This window comes from Streptomyces sp. NPDC058246, from assembly GCF_042881985.1.
Lineage (GTDB): Bacteria > Actinomycetota > Actinomycetes > Streptomycetales > Streptomycetaceae > Streptomyces.
On sequence record NZ_JBHVWZ010000001.1, the window covers coordinates 38,792 to 56,193 of the forward strand.

At 71.9% G+C, this 17,402-nt stretch carries 15 protein-coding genes and 1 pseudogene; 11 read left to right on the plus strand and 5 right to left on the minus strand.

Going from position 1 to position 17,402, the window contains the following annotated elements:
• Positions 1-258 precede the first annotated feature (258 nt).
• Genes ACFVXA_RS00100 through ACFVXA_RS00110 form a run of 3 tightly spaced genes read left to right on the plus strand, consistent with a single transcriptional unit; the run spans position 259 to position 4,638 of the window.
• Complete coding sequence (locus tag ACFVXA_RS00100; protein ID WP_390023170.1) at positions 259-2,667, plus strand: thioester reductase domain-containing protein; 2,409 nt, start codon at positions 259-261, stop codon at positions 2,665-2,667.
• Positions 2,664-3,800: an alpha/beta hydrolase gene (locus tag ACFVXA_RS00105; protein ID WP_390023172.1), complete on the plus strand. Its 1,137-nt coding sequence runs from the start codon at positions 2,664-2,666 to the stop codon at positions 3,798-3,800. The genes ACFVXA_RS00100 and ACFVXA_RS00105 overlap by 4 nt, the downstream gene beginning before the upstream one ends.
• A gap of 58 nt (positions 3,801-3,858) precedes the next feature.
• A complete protein-coding gene (locus tag ACFVXA_RS00110) occupies positions 3,859-4,638 on the plus strand; it encodes an alpha/beta fold hydrolase (protein ID WP_383735491.1) in 780 nt (259 codons plus the stop codon).
• Between the two features lie 25 nt (positions 4,639-4,663).
• On the opposite strand, the pseudogene ACFVXA_RS00115 reads toward ACFVXA_RS00110, so the two are convergent.
• Positions 4,664-5,069, minus strand: a pseudogene (locus tag ACFVXA_RS00115) (molybdopterin cofactor-binding domain-containing protein); the annotation flags it as partial.
• Here ACFVXA_RS00115 and ACFVXA_RS00120 point away from each other — a divergent pair.
• On the plus strand, positions 5,029-5,166 hold the full coding sequence (locus tag ACFVXA_RS00120; protein WP_390023174.1) for a helix-turn-helix domain-containing protein: 138 nt from the start codon (positions 5,029-5,031) through the stop codon (positions 5,164-5,166). The pseudogene ACFVXA_RS00115 and the gene ACFVXA_RS00120 sit on opposite strands and share 41 nt — an antisense overlap.
• 73 nt (positions 5,167-5,239) lie before the next feature.
• Here ACFVXA_RS00120 and ACFVXA_RS00125 read toward each other — a convergent pair whose 3' ends face one another.
• From ACFVXA_RS00125 to ACFVXA_RS00135, 3 genes are all read right to left on the minus strand, one after another.
• Positions 5,240-6,469, minus strand: a complete 1,230-nt coding sequence (locus ACFVXA_RS00125) for a SpoIIE family protein phosphatase (protein ID WP_362015649.1) — start codon at positions 6,467-6,469, stop codon at positions 5,240-5,242.
• A 394-nt stretch (positions 6,470-6,863) separates the two neighbouring features.
• On the minus strand, positions 6,864-7,220 hold the full coding sequence (locus tag ACFVXA_RS00130; RefSeq protein WP_390023176.1) for a nuclear transport factor 2 family protein: 357 nt from the start codon (positions 7,218-7,220) through the stop codon (positions 6,864-6,866).
• 16 nt (positions 7,221-7,236) lie between these two features.
• Positions 7,237-7,983, minus strand: a complete 747-nt coding sequence (locus ACFVXA_RS00135) for an SDR family oxidoreductase (protein ID WP_390023179.1) — start codon at positions 7,981-7,983, stop codon at positions 7,237-7,239.
• Between the two features lie 134 nt (positions 7,984-8,117).
• On the opposite strand from ACFVXA_RS00135, the gene ACFVXA_RS00140 reads away from it, so the two are divergent.
• From ACFVXA_RS00140 to ACFVXA_RS00160, 5 genes are all read left to right on the plus strand, one after another.
• Positions 8,118-8,972, plus strand: coding sequence for a helix-turn-helix transcriptional regulator (locus tag ACFVXA_RS00140; RefSeq protein WP_390023181.1), 855 nt, complete (start codon positions 8,118-8,120; stop codon positions 8,970-8,972).
• 254 nt (positions 8,973-9,226) lie between these two features.
• A complete protein-coding gene (locus tag ACFVXA_RS00145) occupies positions 9,227-9,808 on the plus strand; it encodes a TetR/AcrR family transcriptional regulator (RefSeq protein WP_383735483.1) in 582 nt (193 codons plus the stop codon).
• 54 nt (positions 9,809-9,862) lie between these two features.
• Complete coding sequence (locus ACFVXA_RS00150; protein ID WP_384398828.1) at positions 9,863-10,549, plus strand: hypothetical protein; 687 nt, start codon at positions 9,863-9,865, stop codon at positions 10,547-10,549.
• 167 nt (positions 10,550-10,716) lie between these two features.
• The gene (locus tag ACFVXA_RS00155; RefSeq protein ID WP_362015664.1) at positions 10,717-12,741 is read left to right on the plus strand and encodes a sigma-70 family RNA polymerase sigma factor; all 2,025 of its coding nucleotides are present in this window, start codon (positions 10,717-10,719) and stop codon (positions 12,739-12,741) included.
• A gap of 384 nt (positions 12,742-13,125) precedes the next feature.
• Positions 13,126-14,676, plus strand: a complete 1,551-nt coding sequence (locus ACFVXA_RS00160) for a DUF6777 domain-containing protein (RefSeq protein WP_390023184.1) — start codon at positions 13,126-13,128, stop codon at positions 14,674-14,676.
• 47 nt (positions 14,677-14,723) lie between these two features.
• On the opposite strand, the gene ACFVXA_RS00165 is transcribed toward ACFVXA_RS00160, so the two are convergent.
• Positions 14,724-15,503, minus strand: coding sequence for a DeoR/GlpR family DNA-binding transcription regulator (locus ACFVXA_RS00165; protein ID WP_362015670.1), 780 nt, complete (start codon positions 15,501-15,503; stop codon positions 14,724-14,726).
• 122 nt (positions 15,504-15,625) lie between these two features.
• Between ACFVXA_RS00165 and ACFVXA_RS00170 the strand changes: the two genes are divergently transcribed.
• Positions 15,626-16,516: a sugar isomerase gene (locus tag ACFVXA_RS00170; protein ID WP_362015672.1), complete on the plus strand. Its 891-nt coding sequence runs from the start codon at positions 15,626-15,628 to the stop codon at positions 16,514-16,516.
• A 33-nt stretch (positions 16,517-16,549) separates the two neighbouring features.
• A complete protein-coding gene (locus ACFVXA_RS00175) occupies positions 16,550-17,401 on the plus strand; it encodes a ketose-bisphosphate aldolase (protein ID WP_390023186.1) in 852 nt (283 codons plus the stop codon).
• Position 17,402: the final 1 nt, after the last annotated feature.

Sequence of the window (17,402 nt, forward strand, 5' to 3'; positions counted from 1 at the left end):
GCCCCGGTTGTTCCCGGCTCGGCCCCCGCGGTCGCGGTCGCCCCCGGCCTGGCCCGCGGCGAGGCTCCTGCGGCCTTGGCCGCTACCGGACTGGCCCCCGCGGCCCCGGTGGTTGGCTCCGGCCTGGCTCCCGCCCCCGCTCCTGAGGGGGAGGCCTCGGGGCCGGCTCCCGTGGTCCAGGCTTCTGCGGCGTCCGCGGCTTCCGCGGACGCCGCCCCGCCCCGAGCAGCCGCCGCCCCGCCTTCAGCGGTCCCGGACGTGGAGGGTCTGGCTGTCGCCATCGCCGCCGCGGCGAGCCGCCATCTGCCCGAGGGGCACTTGTCGCCCGACGCCGACTTCTTCGACGCCGGCGGCAGCTCCGTCGGTGCCGTCGAGCTCGTCGCGGCGCTGGAAGACGAGCTGGGTATGGAGATCGACCTCGACGACGTGTTCGCCGACGCCCGGCCACGCAGCCTCGCCCGGCGCTGGCTGTCGACCGCGGGCGCCACGGCGGTCCTCTCGGCCCCGGCCATGCCGTCAGAAACCCCGGCGACCCCGGCCCCGCCGGCTACCGCCACGGCCGCGCCGACTCGGCCCCCGGCGGGCCTTGCGCCCGACGTCGCGCCGACCTCGGCCCCCTCGGGAAGCGCGATGGTCGCGGCATCTTGGGCCCCGGACGCGCGCGAAATCCAAGCGGGGGCGGCGTCCTGGGCCCCGGTCCTGCCGGGAGTCCAGCTGACCGTACGGGCGGGGACCCCGGCCCCCGCCCCGAGCGCCCTCCCCGTCACGTACCCCCGCACCGCACCCCCGCCGAGCCCCGCCCCCCGAGCCGCCGGCACCTCCGCCCCGTACTCCACAGCCCGCCCCGAGGACCTCGACCAGATCCTGGCCGATCTCGCTCTGGCGGACCGGCTGCCGTGGACCGGACTGCCCGAGCCGCTGCCGCCGCGCCGGATCCTGCTGACCGGCGCCACCGGCTTCCTCGGCAGCCACATGCTCCTCGACCTGCTGCGGCACAGCGACGCCCACGTCTACTGTCTGGTCCGCGCGGCCGACGAGGAGGCCGCCGTCGCCCGGCTCGGCGCGGCGCTCAAGAGCTACGCGCTGCCCTGGTCGTCCGAGGTTCGCCGCCGGGTGACCGTGCTCCCCGGCGACATCCGGCGCCCGCGCCTGGGCCTGTCCGAGGAGCTGTGGCACACGCTCGCCCACGAGCTGGACAGCGTGGTCGGCGTGGCGGCCGCCGTGGACTTCCTGCGCGGCTACCAGTCGCTCAGGCAGAGCAACGTCATCGGCTCACTCACCCTCGCCGAGCTCGCGGCGACCGGCCGGCCCAAGCCGCTGCACCACATTTCCTCCATCGCGGTCTTCAACGAGGTCGGCATCACGGCCATGGGAGAGGACGACCCGCTCGCCCATGCCGACCGCCTCGTCGCGGGCTACGACCAGACCAAGTGGGCGGCCGAGGTCGCCCTGCGACGCGCCCGTGACCACGGGCTGATCGTCACGGCGATGCGCCCCGGCGGCATCGGCGGCCACACCAGGACCGGCGCCTACAACCCGCAGGACCTCAGCAGCGGCCTCATCTCGGCCTTCGGCCGCTTCCGCACCGTGCCCGCCTTCCACTATCTGAACGCGGCCCCGGTCGACTGGGTGAGCCGGGTGGCCGTGGGCGTCGTCTGCGAACCCGACGCCTGGGGCTACGACTACCACCTGACCGGCGTACCCAACACCCTCGACGACGTCGTACGGGACATGGCGTTCGGCGGCATGCATGTGCGCGTACAGGACTGGGACGAGTGGCGCACCGACGCCCTGGCCCGCCTGGAGGCCGACCCAGTGCCCGAACTGGCCTTCCTGGCACGCGTGTTGCAGAGTCCCACGGCCCTCAAGCTGTGCGAGGCGACGCTGAAGGGCCCGGCGGCCACCGCCGAGCGCACCGCCGCGCTGGTCGAGGCGCTCGGGCTCCGACCTGCGGCCCGCTACGACGCCCAGGCCCAGCTGAAAACGTTCGAGCGGCTCGCCCGGGACGGCCTGGCCAAGCTGCCGCACAAGGACGATCAGCCGTACCTCTGGTTCTCCGAGACGACCGAGGGCAGCGTCGGCCCGGTCGGCGCCGCCGCCGACACCCCGTGCTCGATGGCGCTCACCCTCTCCATCGCGAGCATGTACCAGCTGGTGAAGGAGCGCCGGGTCGACGTCAGCGGCGAGCTGAGATGCGCGGCTCTGCACCCCGAACCGCTGGTCGTCGAGCGCGGCGATGTCGTGATCCGCCCCGACGAAGGCATCCCGCAGCACCACGGAAGGCGGCATCAACTCCTCAGCTACCGGCTGGCGTTGCGTGACGCCGACGGGGGGCGCTGGTGGCTGGAGGGCCACAAGTACGCCCGGGCCCGCCGCGATGTATGGCGGCAGACCCGTGCGCTCACCGTCGGGATCGGGCGCGAGGGTGAACCGGCGAGTCTGGCGGGCGAGGTCGTCGTGCCCGCTGACAGCTACCTGCGCGACCAGGTCGACGGCATCAAGGTCGACCCGCGCCTGACCAGCCAGGAGAAGCGGGCCGCCAAGCTGACCTGGCTCGCCTGGTTCGGCCTGGAGATGGGCCGCGGCCTGCTCGGCCCCTTCGCCCGGGCCGCGGCCGACCTCCTCGACCTGCGCCGCACCCAGACCCCCTCGGAGCACCCCCGATGATCCTCAGGACGACCACCGCCCGGACCAGGCCGGCCCTCCGCAAGGTCAGGACCACCACCGCCCTGCGCCCGCTCCACCACCGTCTCGATCCGGCGAGGGTCGAGGAGATCGACTTCCGGGCGGGCGACGGCGTACGCCTCGGCCTGACCCGCGTCGACAGCGGCGCGGCGGAACGGCCCGCCGTGCTGCTCCTGCACGGACACACCGCGTCCGCCGACATGTTCCTGCAGCCCGAGACCCGCAACCTGGTCGACGTGCTGCTCGACGGCGGCTACGAGCCCTGGCTGCTCGACTGGCGGGGCAGCTGCCGGCTGCCGTACAACGAGACCGGCCAGAAGTACACGTACGACGACGTCGCCCTGTACGACATCCCCGAGGCGGTCTCCTACGTCCGGGGGCGCATCGGTGACCGGCCGCTGTTCGTGGTCGCCCACTGCATCGGCTCGCTCACGCTGTCGCTGAGCATGACGGCGGGGCTGGTACCGGGGCTCGCGGGCGTGGTGTCGCAGGGCGTGTTCCTGACGCCGAAGCTGGCGGGCCGCACCTCGCTGCGCATGTCGTTGGCCGGGGAACTGCTGAAGAACCGGATCGACCACATCCCGGTCGACTTCCGCAGGGTGGGCCTGTGGTCGAAGTACACCCCCCTGTTCGCGCTCGCCTCCCGCAAGGCGAGCTGCCCCGATCCGACCTGCCAGATCCTGCACAACTCGGCCTGGGGGACGGGCGCTTCACTCTTCGTGCACGAGAACCTGTCCGAGGCCACCCACAACCGGCTCGCCGAGCTGCTCGGCCCCGCCCCGCTGTGGATCCTGCCGCACCTGCGCCGGATCGAGCTGGCCCGCACCGTGGTCCGCTGGCACGACGGCGACCACCGTTACCGGGCCCTGCCGCCCAACGCACTGGACGCGGCCGCCCGTATCGACACCCCCGTGCTGCTGCTGGCCGGCAGCGAGAACGGCCTGTGGCTGGACTCCCAGAAGCTCTGCCACGACGTCCTTGCGCGCAGACAGCCGCAGCTGGACGTGGCATACACCGAGATCCCCGGCTACGGCCACCTGGACACGTTCCTCGGCAGGGGCGCCGCCCTCGACGTGTTCGGGCACATCCTCGATTTCCTCGGCGAACGACAGTGACGGCCGGCGGGCGGGCGGCTACTGTACCCGTCAGTAACCGGATCGCTGGAGGGGACCCATGGCGCAGCTCGAAGTCGACGGCGCGACACTGACGTACGACGACGAGGGCCCCCGTGACGGTGACGGTGTCCCTCTGGTGTTCATCCACGGCTGGACGGCGAACCGGCACCGCTGGGACCACCAGATGGCCCACTTCGCCCTCACGCGGCGGGTGATACGCCTCGACCTGCGCGGGCACGGCGAGAGCGCCGGGTCGGGACGGCGCAGCATCGAGGAGCTGGCCGGGGACGTCCTCGCCGTCCTCGACCACCTGAAGGTCGACCGGTTCGTCCCGGTCGGCCACTCCATGGGCGGGATGATCTCGCAGACCCTGGCGCTGGGGCATCCCGAGCGGATCGAGCGCATGGTCCTGGTGAACTCGATCAGCCGGATGGCCTTCAGCCGGGGGAGGGGCCTGCTGATGGCGGTCTCCACCCGGGTACCGTTCAAGCTGTTCGTCGCCGCCAACATCCAGCGGGCCTTCGCCCCCGGCTATCCGCGCGAGGAGATCCGCGAGTACATCCGGGCCTCCGCGACCACCCCCCGGGAGGTGGTCATGACGTGTTACGACGCCATGCGGTCCTTCGACATCCTCGACCGGCTCGGTGAGATCCGCGTCCCCACCCTCCTCGTGCACGGCTACCACGACATCCAGCTGCCCGTCGCCCAGATGCTGCGCATGGCGAAGGCCTACCCGGACGCAGTGGTCCGGATCATGGACGCCGGCCACGAACTCCCGGTGGAGAAGCCGGCCGAACTGACCTCCACCCTCGACTGGTTCGTGTCCGAACGGGCATGACTCCGCAGGCCGCCGGAAGGACGGCTCACCGTCCTTTCCGGCGGGGCGTGGACGCGGCGTCGAGGGCCGGCAACACCCGGTCCCGGGTGAGGGGGAGTTCCGTGAAGCGGATCCCCGTCGCGTCGCGCAGGGCGTTGGCGAAGGCCGGGGCGACCGGGTTGAAGGGGCTCTCGCTCATCGACTTGGCGCCCAGCGGGCCGATGGCGTCGGCGGTTTTCCACGAAGTGGACCTCGGCGCGCGGGATGTCGGCGTACTGGGGGAGGCGGTAGCGGCGGAAGGCGGCCGTCTCGACCGCGCCGTGCGCGTCGACCCGTACGTTCTCGAAGAGGGTCGCGCCCAGCGCCTGGGCGACTCCGCCCTCGACCTGGCCACGGCACTGCATGGGGTTCATGACCTTGCCCGCGTCGGCGGCGTACACGCTGCGCAGAATCCACTACCGCATCCAGCGCATCGAGCACTTCACCGGCCGCGACCTCTCCCGCCTCTACGACCGGCTCGACCTGTGGGCCGCCCTGTTGTGCCGTTGACCCCTTGTGCCGTTGACCCCTTGTGGCGCGGCCTTGCCGTTGAAGGGCGCGTACGCGGTGGGGGTTCTCCCGCTCACAGACGCACGATGATCACCGCGGTGTCGTCGGTCGCACCCCCGGGAGGGAGCAGTTCGAGGAGGACGGAGTCGGCGAGGGTTTCGGGGTCGGCGTCCTGGTGGCGGAGCAGCGCGGCGGCGAGACGGCCGAGGCCGACGTCGATGTCCTCGTCCCGCCGTTCGATCAGACCGTCGGTGTACAGCACGACGGTGGCGCCTTCGGCGAACGTGGTGGTGGCCTGGGGCCTCGGTATCGGGTCGGGACGGGCGTCGAGCGGCGGGTCGGTGGCCTGGTCGAGGAACTCCACACGGCCGTCGGCGTGGACCAGCGCGGGCGGGGGGTGGCCGGCACTGCTGTAGGTGATGGTGTGGTGGTCGAAGTCGATGAACGTCGTGACCGCGGTGGCGGATTCGGCGCCGTCGACCACGTGGGCGTACCGGCCGAGGACGTTCAGCGCCTCGGCGGGACCCTCGGCGACGCGGGAAGCGGCGCTGAGCGCGCTGCGCAGCTGGCCCATCACACCCGCGGCCTCCAGACCGTGCCCGACCACGTCGCCCACGGCCACACCGATGCGGTTGCCGCCCACCAGGTCGACCAGGTCGTACCAGTCCCCGCACACGTTCAGCGCGCCCACCGCGGGGCGGTAGCGCACGGCGGCCCGGCGGTCTCCGACCTGCCGAGGAGCGGGCAGCATCGCCTCCTGCAGGGCGAGCGCCACCTCGCGCTCACGGGCGTGCGCCTGGCGCAGCCGTTCGTTGAGTTCCTGCAGTTCACGGGCGCGCGTGTACAGCTCGGTCTCCAGAACGCGGGCCCGGGTCCCGCGCGGGCCGCTGCGGGACCGGATCAGTTCGGTGACCTCCTCGACCCGGTGAACCAGCAGCACCACCTTTCCGTCCGGGCCGTGCACCGGCACGTTGACCGGGCTCCAGTAGCGCTGCTCCCAGTGCCCTGGCCGGTCGGCGCACTGGACGTCGTAGCGCTGCGGGGCCATGGCGTCCCGCTCACCGGTGGCGAGCACCCGGCGCAGCGAGGCACACAGGTCGCGGGTGCCCGTCGCGGTGGGGTCGTTCGGGTTGTCCGGGAAGACGTCGAACAGGTAGCGGTCGACCACCTGCTCCCGGGTGCGCCCGGACAGACGCAGGAACTCCTCGTTGGCATCCACGTACACGAGCTGGGGCGTGAGCAGCGCCACCATGCCGGGCAGGGCCCTGAACACCGCCGCGTAGTCGATCCCCGGGTCCGCCATACCGCCGTCACCTCGTTGCCGATTTGGCCCATTTTCGCATGCTTTGTCGGCCTCATGGCGCCGGGGTCGGGCGCGTGGGCGCAGCCCGGGTGGACACAGCTCGGGTGGGCACAGCCCGGGTGAGCGCGAAGGTCGTCACCTTCTCGGCATCCACTCGCCCCATGACCGCTCCCTGCTCGGGCGGCGCGCGGCCCGGGCCACCACCGCCGACGTCGACAAGCCGTGGCCGCGGCCCGCGAAGCGTCCACCACGGCCCACGGCCGCCCCGAACCACTCCCGAGGAACGCCAAGGCGGTCGTCGGCCCGATGACCATGTCGCGGCCGATGCCGCTACGAAGCTGTCGGTGGCCGATTCCGCTACGAAGCTGTCGGCGGCCGACGCCGCACGGCGAGGTCACACCTCGTTGTTCCACATGCGGAACACGGCACATCTTCCGTTCCGGTCGAAGGTCACCGTCCACAGATTGGCGAAGGTGCCGAGTTCCTTGTAGCGGCCGGTGCCCTCGATGGCCGCGGTGTCCCCGTTGATCGTCAGGAGGGACCAGGTGAAGTCCCAGCCGCCCTCCTGCCAGGCGGCGCGGCCGATCCAGCCCTGGACGATCTCCTCGCGGCCCAGCCAGTGGGTCTCGTACGGCCACTCGTGATACTCCGCGTCCGGCGGGAACAGCGAGACGATGTCCTTCTCGCTGTTGCTGCCCCAGGCGCGGACGTACCCCTCGACCCAGGTACGGACCCGCTGTTCCGTCACCATCCGTGCGGCCCTTCCCTCAGCCCTGAGCGGTGGGACGGACGACGATCTCGTTGACGTCGACCTCCGGGGGCTGTCCGATGGCGTAGGCGATCGCCTCGCCGATCGCGGTGGCCGGCATCGCGATGGCCATCTGCTCGCGCACGGCTTGCCGTACGTCGCCGTCGCTGATGCCGTCGGTCAGCTCGCTGCGGGTCAGGCCCGGACTGATCACGGTGACGCGCAGCTCGCGGCTCTCCTGGCGCAGACCTTCGGAGAGCGCGCGGACCGCGAACTTGGTGGCGCTGTAGACGGCCGCGGTGGGGTCGACCCGTAGCCCCGAGACGGAGGCGATGTTCACGAAGTGCCCGGAACGCTGGGCGCGCATGACCGGCAGAACGGCGGCGATGCCGTGCAGGACCCCGCGCAGATTGACGTCGATCATGCGGTTCCATGCGTCCACGTCGAGCGCGTCCAGCCGGGACAGGGGCATCACGCCCGCGTTGTTGACCAGCACGTCCACCCGTCCGTGGTGGTCGTGCGCGGCCTCGACGAAGGACCGCACGTCGCCTTGGCTGGTCACGTCCAGTGGGTGCGCAGTCGCGTCGCCGCCCTCGGCCGCGATGTCCTTGGCGAGGGCTTCGATCCGGTCGGTGCGCCGGGCGCCGAGCACCACACGGTGGCCCGCGGCGGCCAGCCGCCGGGCCGCGGCCTCGCCGATTCCGCCGCTGGCTCCGGTGATCAGCACCACCTTGCCGACGGCTTCGGCGGTGGACGGGATGGTCATGAGTACCCCTTCGTGGGCTGCGGTCCCGGCGCTGTCCGGCCGGGAGTCCGATCATGCGCGCAACGGTCCGGGAGCGGCAGGACGCCGCTTCCTGGGTGCGCCACTCCTAGGAAGCGGCGACGTACGATGAGTCGATGAGCGGCAATGAACTGGGGGAGTTCCTCCGGGCGCGGCGCTCCCGGCTCAGTCCCGCGGATGCGGGGTTCCCCCGCTCGGAGGGCCGTCGGGTCAGTGGGCTGCGGCGTGAGGAGGTCGCCGTCCTCGCCGGGGTGAGCGCCGACTACTACGCCCGGCTGGAGCAGGGCCGCGAACGCAACCCCTCCGGTCAGGTCGTGGATGCCCTGGCCCGGGCCCTGCACCTGGACACGGACGCCTGCTGGCACGCGTACCGGCTGGCCGGGCTCGTCCCGAGGCCCGAGGTCTTCGACCGTCCCGAGGAACGGGTGGCTCCCGAGCTGCTGCGGCTGATGGACCTCTTCCCGATGGCCGTCGCCTATGTCGTCGACCGCCGTCTCGACGTGCTGGCCTCGAACGCCCTTGCCGACGCCCTGCTGTCCCCGCTCGCGGATCCGCGCGCCATGGTCCGCTCCCTGTTCACCGATCCCGCCGCCCGGCAGCTGTTCACGGACTGGCCGACGGTCGCCGAGGACACCGTCGTCGCGCTGCGACTGGCGTCGGGCCACGAGCGGCGGGACCGCGTCACCGCCGCCCTCGTCGCCGAACTCCTGCGCGACAGCGAGGAGTTCGCGACCCTGTGGGCGCAGCACGGCGTCGGCCGGCTCGGCAGCAAGACCAAGACCTTCCAGCACCCCCGGGCGGGCCGCTTCACGCTCACCTATCAGACCTTCGACGTGCAGGACGCCCCCGGTCAGTCCCTCCTCGTCGGCACCGCCGCCCCCGGCAGCCCGGACGCCGCCGCCCTCGCCCTCCTCGCCACCCGCCCCGATCCTTCGCCCGGCGCGCTGCACTCCAGCGGGGCGATGACCTGACACGGGCTCTCACTCTCGTCGCGTCCGAGTGACCGCCTCACACGGTCCGGAAGGACGCGTGCGGTCTTGGCCGACCCGGGGCCGGAAGGCCGCCGCGGCACAGGCGTGGTCGCGGAGATCACCGTTCGAACCTGCCGCGCACCCCGGTTGACGGTGCGTGCCGCGATTGCGGGGCGGTACATAGGAGGTTGATCGGCGGTACATCCGTACCGTAAGTTATCCGTACATCCGTACGGATAGATGGTGAGGCGGCGGTGACGCAGATCGTGGCCGACGGGCGCCTGGCGCGTGGCGAGGCTCGGAGGAAGCTGCTGCTCGACGCAGCCGTGGGCATCGTCGGCGAACGGGGTGTCGGCGCGCTCACCCACCGCGCGGTCGCCGCCGCGGCCGACGTGTCCCTCGCCTCCGTCACGTACCACTACCCGTCGATCGACGACCTGCGCCGCTCGACCTTCGAGCACGCCGGATCACGGATCGGACTGGAGTTCCTCGCCCTCGTCACCCGCGCCGCCGCGGACCCCGACGCGCTTCCCGACATCTGCGGCGACTTCACCGCGCGTCTGGTCACCGAGCGGCGGACCGACACGATCGCCGTCTTCGAGATGATCGTCGCGGCCGCTCACGATCCGGAACTCGGTCCGGTCAAAAGACTTCTCGAACAGCGCCTGTCCCGCCTGCTGTTCTCCTACGTCGAGTCGGAAGCCGCCGCCTCGACCGTCACGGCCGCGCTGCAAGGGCTGGTCCTGTCCGCTCTGGCGCCCGACCGGGCACGCGATCCGGGCCGCCTGCGCGACGCGGTGAGCGATCTCATCCGCCGCTACCGCGCCGCCCGCTGACCTTCGGCTGCCCCGCACTCCGCGCCTCGGCCTCACCCTCGCAGGAGAACACCCATGGACCCCTTCCTCAGCGCTCTCAGCGGTCTCGCCTGGACGATCGTCTACATAGACGCGATCCGGATCGGGTTCCGCCAGCGGACCTACGCGATACCGCTGGCCGCCTTGGGCCTCAACTTCGCGTGGGAGACGACGTATACGGTGCACGACCTGAGTGGCGAGGTATCGCCGCAGGGCTGGATCAATCTGGTCTGGGCGCTGGCCGACCTCGCCATCGTGTACACCTTCTTCGCCTTCGGGCGCGCCGAGTACCCGCGCTGGGTGCCCCGGTCGCTCTTCGCCGCCTTCGGCGCGCTGGTCTTCGCCGCCTCGTACGCGGTGCAGTGGCTGTTCATAGCGGAGTACGGCGTACACGAAGCCGCCCGCTACTCCGCCTTCCTGCAGAACCTGCTGATGTCGGGCCTGTTCATCGCGATGCTCGTCGCGCGGCGCGGCCTGCGCGGGCAGACCCTCACCATCGCCGTCGCGAAATGGCTCGGCACGCTCGCCCCGACCATCCTGATCGGCGTGCTCGACCACTCCTCCTTCGTGCTCGGCATCGGCCTCCTGTGCAGCGTGTTCGACCTCGTCTACATCGGCCTCGTCGTATGGCTGAAGAGACACCCGGACGCCGGTGCCGCGGCCGATGCGCCCACCCCGGCACCCGGGGTCCGGCTCCCGGCCCAGCGGGTCGTCGGGGACTGACGACCGACCGTCTTGACGGGCGGTGCGATGATGACGCACCGATTCCCGTTCTCGCGTCGCTGTCGTCGCGTTGCTCTTCTCGCGCTTCAGCTCTGACGCTTCAGCTCCCGAGTTCCGCTCCGCCGATTTCTGTTATGCCGACGCCGACGAGGGACCCTCCTCCAGTCATGACCGAGACTTCTCACAGCGAGTACGACGAGTACGACGGGCCGGACGGCCCCCGGGCGCGGGCCGCGCTCGTGCGGGCCGCGCAGGCCGGCGACCAGCGGGCCCTCGACACACTCGTGTCCGACTACTTGCCCCTGATCTACAACATCGTGGGCCGGGCGCTGGACGCCCCCTCCGACACGGACGACGTCGTGCAGGAGGTCATGCTGCAGATGATCCGCGACCTGCGGACGCTGCGTGACCCCGAGGCGTTCCGGTCCTGGCTGGTCGCCATCGCGATGCGCGAGGTGCGCCGGCACTGGCGGGTGCGGCGTGGCGGACCGGCGACCGCGGGCATCGAGGACCTGGAGGAGACGGCCCTGCTCGCGGATCCGGGAGCCGACTTCGTCGACCTGACGATCACCGTGTTGCACCTGTCCGGCCAGCGGCAGGAGACGGCCGAGGCCACGCGGTGGCTGGACGCCGACGACCGACAGCTGCTCTCCCTGTGGTGGATGGAGGTCGCGGGCCGGCTGACCCGGGCCGAACTCGCCACGGCGATGGAGCTGCCGATGCCGCAGACCGCGGTCCGGGTGCAGCGGATGAAGGCCCGCCTCGATGCGGCGCGCGCCGTCGTGCGTGCCCTCGGCGCCGTGCCCCGCTGCCCGGACTTGAACGCGGACCTGCGTGGCTGGGACGGGCGGCCCGCCGGTCTGTGGCGCAAGCGGATCGCCCGGCACGTACGCACCTGTCCGGCGTGCGGCGGGGTCCCCGTCGACATGGTCCCGGCCGAGCGGCTGCTGGCCGACCTGGCGTTGGTGTCCGTTCCCCCCGTTCTCATCGGTCTGCTGACCGCGGGCGCGGGAGCCGGCGGCGCGGCCGCGCCCGGAAGCGATGCGACCACCGCGGCCTTCCACACGTCCGCCCGGGCCGGCCGGGCGGCCGCTCGCGCCGCGAAAGCGGGGGGAGTCTCCTTCGGCAAGGCCGCGGTCGTCTCCTCCGCCGCCGCACTGGCCCTCGTAGCCACCACCGTCGCGTACACCCTCGGCCTGTTCGGACAGGACGCCGCGCACGACGAGACCCCGGCGGGCACGGCGGCGTCGGCACCCCCGGCCGTCCGGCCGTCGGCCACCCCGTCCCCCTCGCCCACCCCCAAGCGCTCCGCGACCCCGAGCCCCAAGCCGTCGCACCCGACCGCGTCACCGAAGCCCGCCACCGCCGGAAAGCCGGCGGCCGTCACCAACACCAAGCTCCCCGTACGCGCCGCCTTCTACTACCCCTGGTACAGCGAGAACTTCACCCCCGGGGGCAGCAAGTACACGCCCTCGGCGGGCAAGTACGACGTCGACGACCCCGCCACCGTCGAGCGCCAGATCAAGGACATGCAGTACGCCGGTCTCCAGGCCGGCATCTCCTCGTGGTGGGGCGAGGGCAAGCGCGAGGACAAGCGGCTGCCCCTGCTGATGTCCAAGGGCGCGGAACTCGGCTTCTCCTGGACGGTCTACTACGAGAACGAGGCCTACGCCGACCCCTCGGCGGCTGAGATCAGGAAGAACCTGACCTACCTGCGCAAGTACGCCGTCCAGAAGACCTGGCTGCACGTCGACGGCAAACCGGTGATCTTCGTGTACGGCGGAGGCGGCGACGGCTGCGACATGGCCACGCGCTGGGCGCAGGCCAACAAGACCGAGGGCTACTACGTCGTCCTGAAGGTCTTCGGCGGCTACCGCGACTGCGCGAACCAGCCGGAGGGCTGGCACCAGTACGCCTCCGGCCTGGACATCCAGAAGGGCTACTCGGCCATCGTGTCCCCCGGCTTCTGGAAGAACACCGACGACAAGCCCACCGTCCCACGCGACCTGAACCGCTTCCGCAAGGAGGCCACCGCCGTCGCCACCTCGGGCGAGCCGTTCCAGCTGGTCGTGACCTACAACGAATGGGGCGAGGGAACGGCCGTCGAGTCGTCCACGGACTGGCCGAGCTCCAGCGGCCACGGCGCCTACGTCGACATCCTGCACGAGGTCTTCGCCGCGCACCCACGCTGACGTCAACCACGGCCGGGGCCCGGGCGGGTGTCGTCCGTCAGGAACCGCGGCCGGAGCGGCCGGGCGTGGCCGGTCAAAAACCGGGGCCGGAACGGGCCGAGCGTAGCCGGTCAGGAGCCGCGGCCGGGGCGGGCCGGGTGTCGTCGCTTGTCAAGTCCCGAAAAGCAGCGGCATGACGCGATCGGACGGCCTCGGCTTACTGGAGACATGGGCACACCCGGAGCGGGTGGCCTGACGCAGCATCGTCGTTTTTCCCATGCCTCCATGCCCAAGGTCGAGGAGAGTCACATGAGTTCCCTGCCTTCAGCCTTCGAGCCACCCACCGGCCCTCCCTCGGGTCCCCTGTCCGTCCCGCCGACAGATGTGCGGTCGGCGGGGAGACCGGTGCCTCCGCCCCCGCCACCACCACCGAGGACGACGTCGGCGCCTTCGCCCCCACCAGGGCCGCGACCCTGGTGGCGGGCGCGCCGAACCGCGCTGATCGCCGCCACCGCGGCGGTCGCGGCCTCCGCCGTGGGCCTCGGCTTCCCGCTCCTGGGCGGTGGCACGAGAGGCGGAGAGGTCTTCCTCCAGACCGCCACGGCACCCGACCGGGATCCGTTCACCCTGTCGACGGCACAGGAGGCCAACGGCATCGACGCCCCGCCCGCAAACCCTGTCGGCCCGACGTCCGACGCCGACCGCACCGGTTACGTGCTCCGGGTCACCGGTGCGCATCCGGGGCTGTACGGGGGCACGCAGAGCGTCGCGAGCTGCGACGTCGAGAAGCAGATCAAGTTCCTCACGCAGAACCGGGACAAGGGGACGGCCTTCGCCGGTGCCCTGGGCATCCAGCAGCCCGAAATCCCCTCCTATCTACGGTCGTTGACGCCCGCCCGGCTGGACTGGGACACCCGGGTCACCAACCACGGGTACAAGGACGGCGCGGCCACCACGTATCAGGCGATCCTGCAGGCCGGCACGGCCGTCCTGGTCGACGAGCGCGGCGTACCGCGCGTGCGCTGCGCCTGCGGCAACCCCCTGAATCCGCCCGTCGCGGACACGGGCACGCAGACCTACACCGGCCCGCGATGGTCGTCGTTCCAGCCCTCCCGCCTCGTCGCGATCACGCCCGCCGCCGCGCCCATGCGGACCGTCACGATGTACGACCCCGTCCGCGAAGGCTGGTTCGAGCGCCCGAGCGGAGACCTGACCGGCGGGAAGGACCGGCAGGTTCCTCGGCCGGAAGGTCAGACCTCGAAGTCGCCCTTCCCGGTCCTGCCGTCGCCCCCTTCCGGATCACCGGAGCAGTCCACCGACGGGACGACAGAAACAGGCAAGCCGACGGACAACGGCAAGAAGTCGGACCAGGGCAAGCCGACGGACCAGGGCAAGCCGACGGACCAGGGCAAGCCGACGGACTCGGGCAAGCCGACGGACAACGGCAAGAAGACGGACCAGGGCAAGCCGAAGGGCGAGGACACGCAGTCGTCGAGCCGGCAGCAGACCCAGGGCGAGTCTCCATCCTCGCGGCCTCCGCACCCCCCGAGCGATGCGCCGACCCCGAGCGACGCGGACACATCGCACGGACCGCAGGGCCTCGCACCGTCACAAACCCCGACCGAGACACCGGCCCCGACCGAGACACCGGCTTCGAGCGGGACATCGACACCGGGCAGCGCATCCACTCCGCCCGCGACCCCACCCCGGAGCGACACATCAACCCCGAGCGAGCCGCAGACTCCGAGACAGCCGCCAAGCCCCACCCAGCCGGTCGCCCCGCCCTCTGCGCAGCCCCCGGCCGACCCACGAACCCCCGTCCCCACGCCAACCGGGAACGATCCACAAACCGCGGGCCAGGCACCGTCCCGCACCCAGTCCCCGCAGACTCCCACCCAGCCCCAGCCCCAGCCACAAGCCTCCTCCCAGCCGTCGGACGCAAGGCAACCGGGGTGACTGGGTGACCGGGTGGCTGAAGGGGACGCCGCGCGAGCCGCCCGTCGTCAGACGGCGACCACCCCTACCCCCGCCTCCTCGAACCGCCGCACCATCTCCGGCCCCACCGCCGCGTCCGTGACCAGCGTGTTCACCGACTCGGCGGAGCAGATGCGGGCGAAGGCGCGCTGGCCCAGCTTGCTGGAGTCGGCGGCGACGATCACGCGCTCGGCACGCTCGCACAGGAGACGGTTGATCGCGGCCTCCGCCTCGTCGTGGGCGGCCGCGCCGTGCGTGGCGTCGAAGGCGACCACGCCGAGTACGGCGACGTCCAAGGTGATCTGGCCGAGTACACCGTCCGCGAGCGGCCCGATGAGCTCGTACGACTGGGGGCGTGCGACCCCGCCGGTCACCACGATCTTGAACTGCGGGCGCACGGCTAGCTCGTTGGCGATGTTCAGCGCGTTCGTGACGACGGTCAGCGCGGGGGAGCCGGAAGCGAGATCGGGGCGTACGGCCAGGGCGCGGGCCACCTCGGTGGTCGTGGTGCCGCCGGTCAGGCCCACCGCCTCGCCGGGAGCGATGAGGTCGGCCACCGCCTTCGCGATGCGCTGTTTCTCGGACGCGCGCCGGGCGGTCTTGTAGCGCAGGGGCAGTTCGTACGAGACACCGTGGACGACCGCGCCGCCCCGGGTGCGGACGAGCATCTGCTGCTCGGCGAGCTGGTCGAAGTCGCGCCGGATCGTCGCGGCCGACACCTCCAGCTGGGCCGCGGCCTCCTCGACATCCAAGCGGCCCCGCTCCACGAGCAGTTCCAGCAGCGCCTTCCAGCGGGCGTCGCGCGACATCCGCACTCTCCGTTCCTCGATCTTCCGCGACCCTAGCGCACCCCGCTGCGGCTGGAATGCTTGATTGTGCTCGAAAGTTCGCTATATCTTGCATGAACAATCATCAGCGGGAGGGGTGCGGCATGACTCATGTCGAGAACGAGCTGAACAGTCAGCCGGAGTGCTGGATACGAGCCGCCGAGCAAGCCGCCGCGCACGGTGCCGCACTGCCGGCGGCGGGGGAGCGGGTCGCGATCGTGGGGTGCGGCACCTCGTTCTTCATGGCGCAGGCGGTGGCCGCGCTGCGCGAACAGTCCGGGCAGGGCGAGACGGACGCCTTCGCCGCGTCGGAGTTCCCGGACTCCCGCTCGTACGATCGCGTGGTCGCCCTCACACGCTCCGGGACGACCACCGAGGTGCTCGAACTCCTCGGGCGCCTCCGGGGTCGTACGCGTACGACCGCCGTCACCGCCGACCCGTACACACCCGTGATGGAGTCCGCGGACGACATCGTGGTGCTGGACTTCGCCGACGAACAGTCCGTCGTGCAGACCAGGTTCGCGACCACCGCGCTCACCCTGCTCCGGGCCCATCTCGGGCTGCACTGCGACGCCGTCGTCGCCGACGCGCGCACCGCCCTGGAGACGCCACTGCCCGAAGGGCTCGTCGACTGCGCCCAGTTCACCTTCCTCGGCCGCGGCTGGACGGTCGGGCTCGCCAACGAAGCCGGGCTCAAGATGCGCGAGGCGTCGCTCGCCTGGACCGAGGCCTACCCGGCGATGGAGTACCGGCACGGTCCCATCAGCATCACCACCCGGGGCACCGCCACCTGGATGCTCGGCGAGGCGCCGGAAGGGCTGGCCGAACAGGTGCGGGAGACCGGCGGGTTGTGGGTGGCCGGCGGTCTCGACCCGCTCGCCGAACTCGTCCGCGCACAGCGGCTGGCCGTCGCCGTCGCCGCGGCCCGTGGGCTGGACCCAGATCAGCCGCGCCACCTCACCCGCTCGGTGATCCTCGGCCGAACAGCCCACTGAACCGGCTCAACCGCCCACCGAGAAGGAGGAGTCGTGCCCCTCGCACGCACCGGTGAACTGGTCGTCGCAGCCGCCGAGGCGCGGACCGCCGTTGCCGCGTTCAACATCATCACCCTGGAACACGTCGAGGCCGTCATCGCGGGAGCGGAGTCCGTCGGCGCGCCCGTCGTCCTTCAAGTCAGCGAGAACGCGGTGAAGTTCCGCTACGGACGGCTGCTCCCGCTGGCCCGCGCCGCGACCGCGGCGGCCGAGCGCGCCTCGGTGCCCGTAGCGTTGCACCTCGACCACGTCCAGAGCGACGATCTGCTGCGGCAGGCGCCGGGCGCCGGGTTCGGCTCCGTGATGTACGACGCCGCACGGCTGTCGTACCAGGAGAACCTCACCGCCACCCGCGCCGCCGCCGACTGGGCACACGCCCAAGGCCTGTGGATCGAGGCCGAGTTGGGAGAGGTCGGCGGCAAGCACGGTGAGCCGCCGCTCGACGCGCACGCGCCCGGCGCTCGTACCGACCCCGCCGAGGCGCGAGCCTTCGTGGCCGACTCCGGTGTGGACGCCCTGGCCGTGGCGATCGGCAGCTCGCACGCCATGACCACCCGCACCGCCGCCCTCGACCACCCACTGCTCAAACGGCTGACCGCCGCCCTCGACGTGCCGCTCGTCCTGCACGGCTCGTCCGGGGTGCCGGACGACGAGCTGGCGGCAGCCGTGACGGATGGTATCGCCAAGGTCAACGTCGGCACCGCGCTGAACATCGCGATGACCGGCGCCATCCGGGAGTTCCTCGCCGCCCATCCCGAGGCCGTGGACTCACGCAAGTACCTCAGCGTGGGGCGGGAGGCGATGGCGCGGGCGGTGGCGCGGCTCATCGGTGTACTGCGGGCCTGAC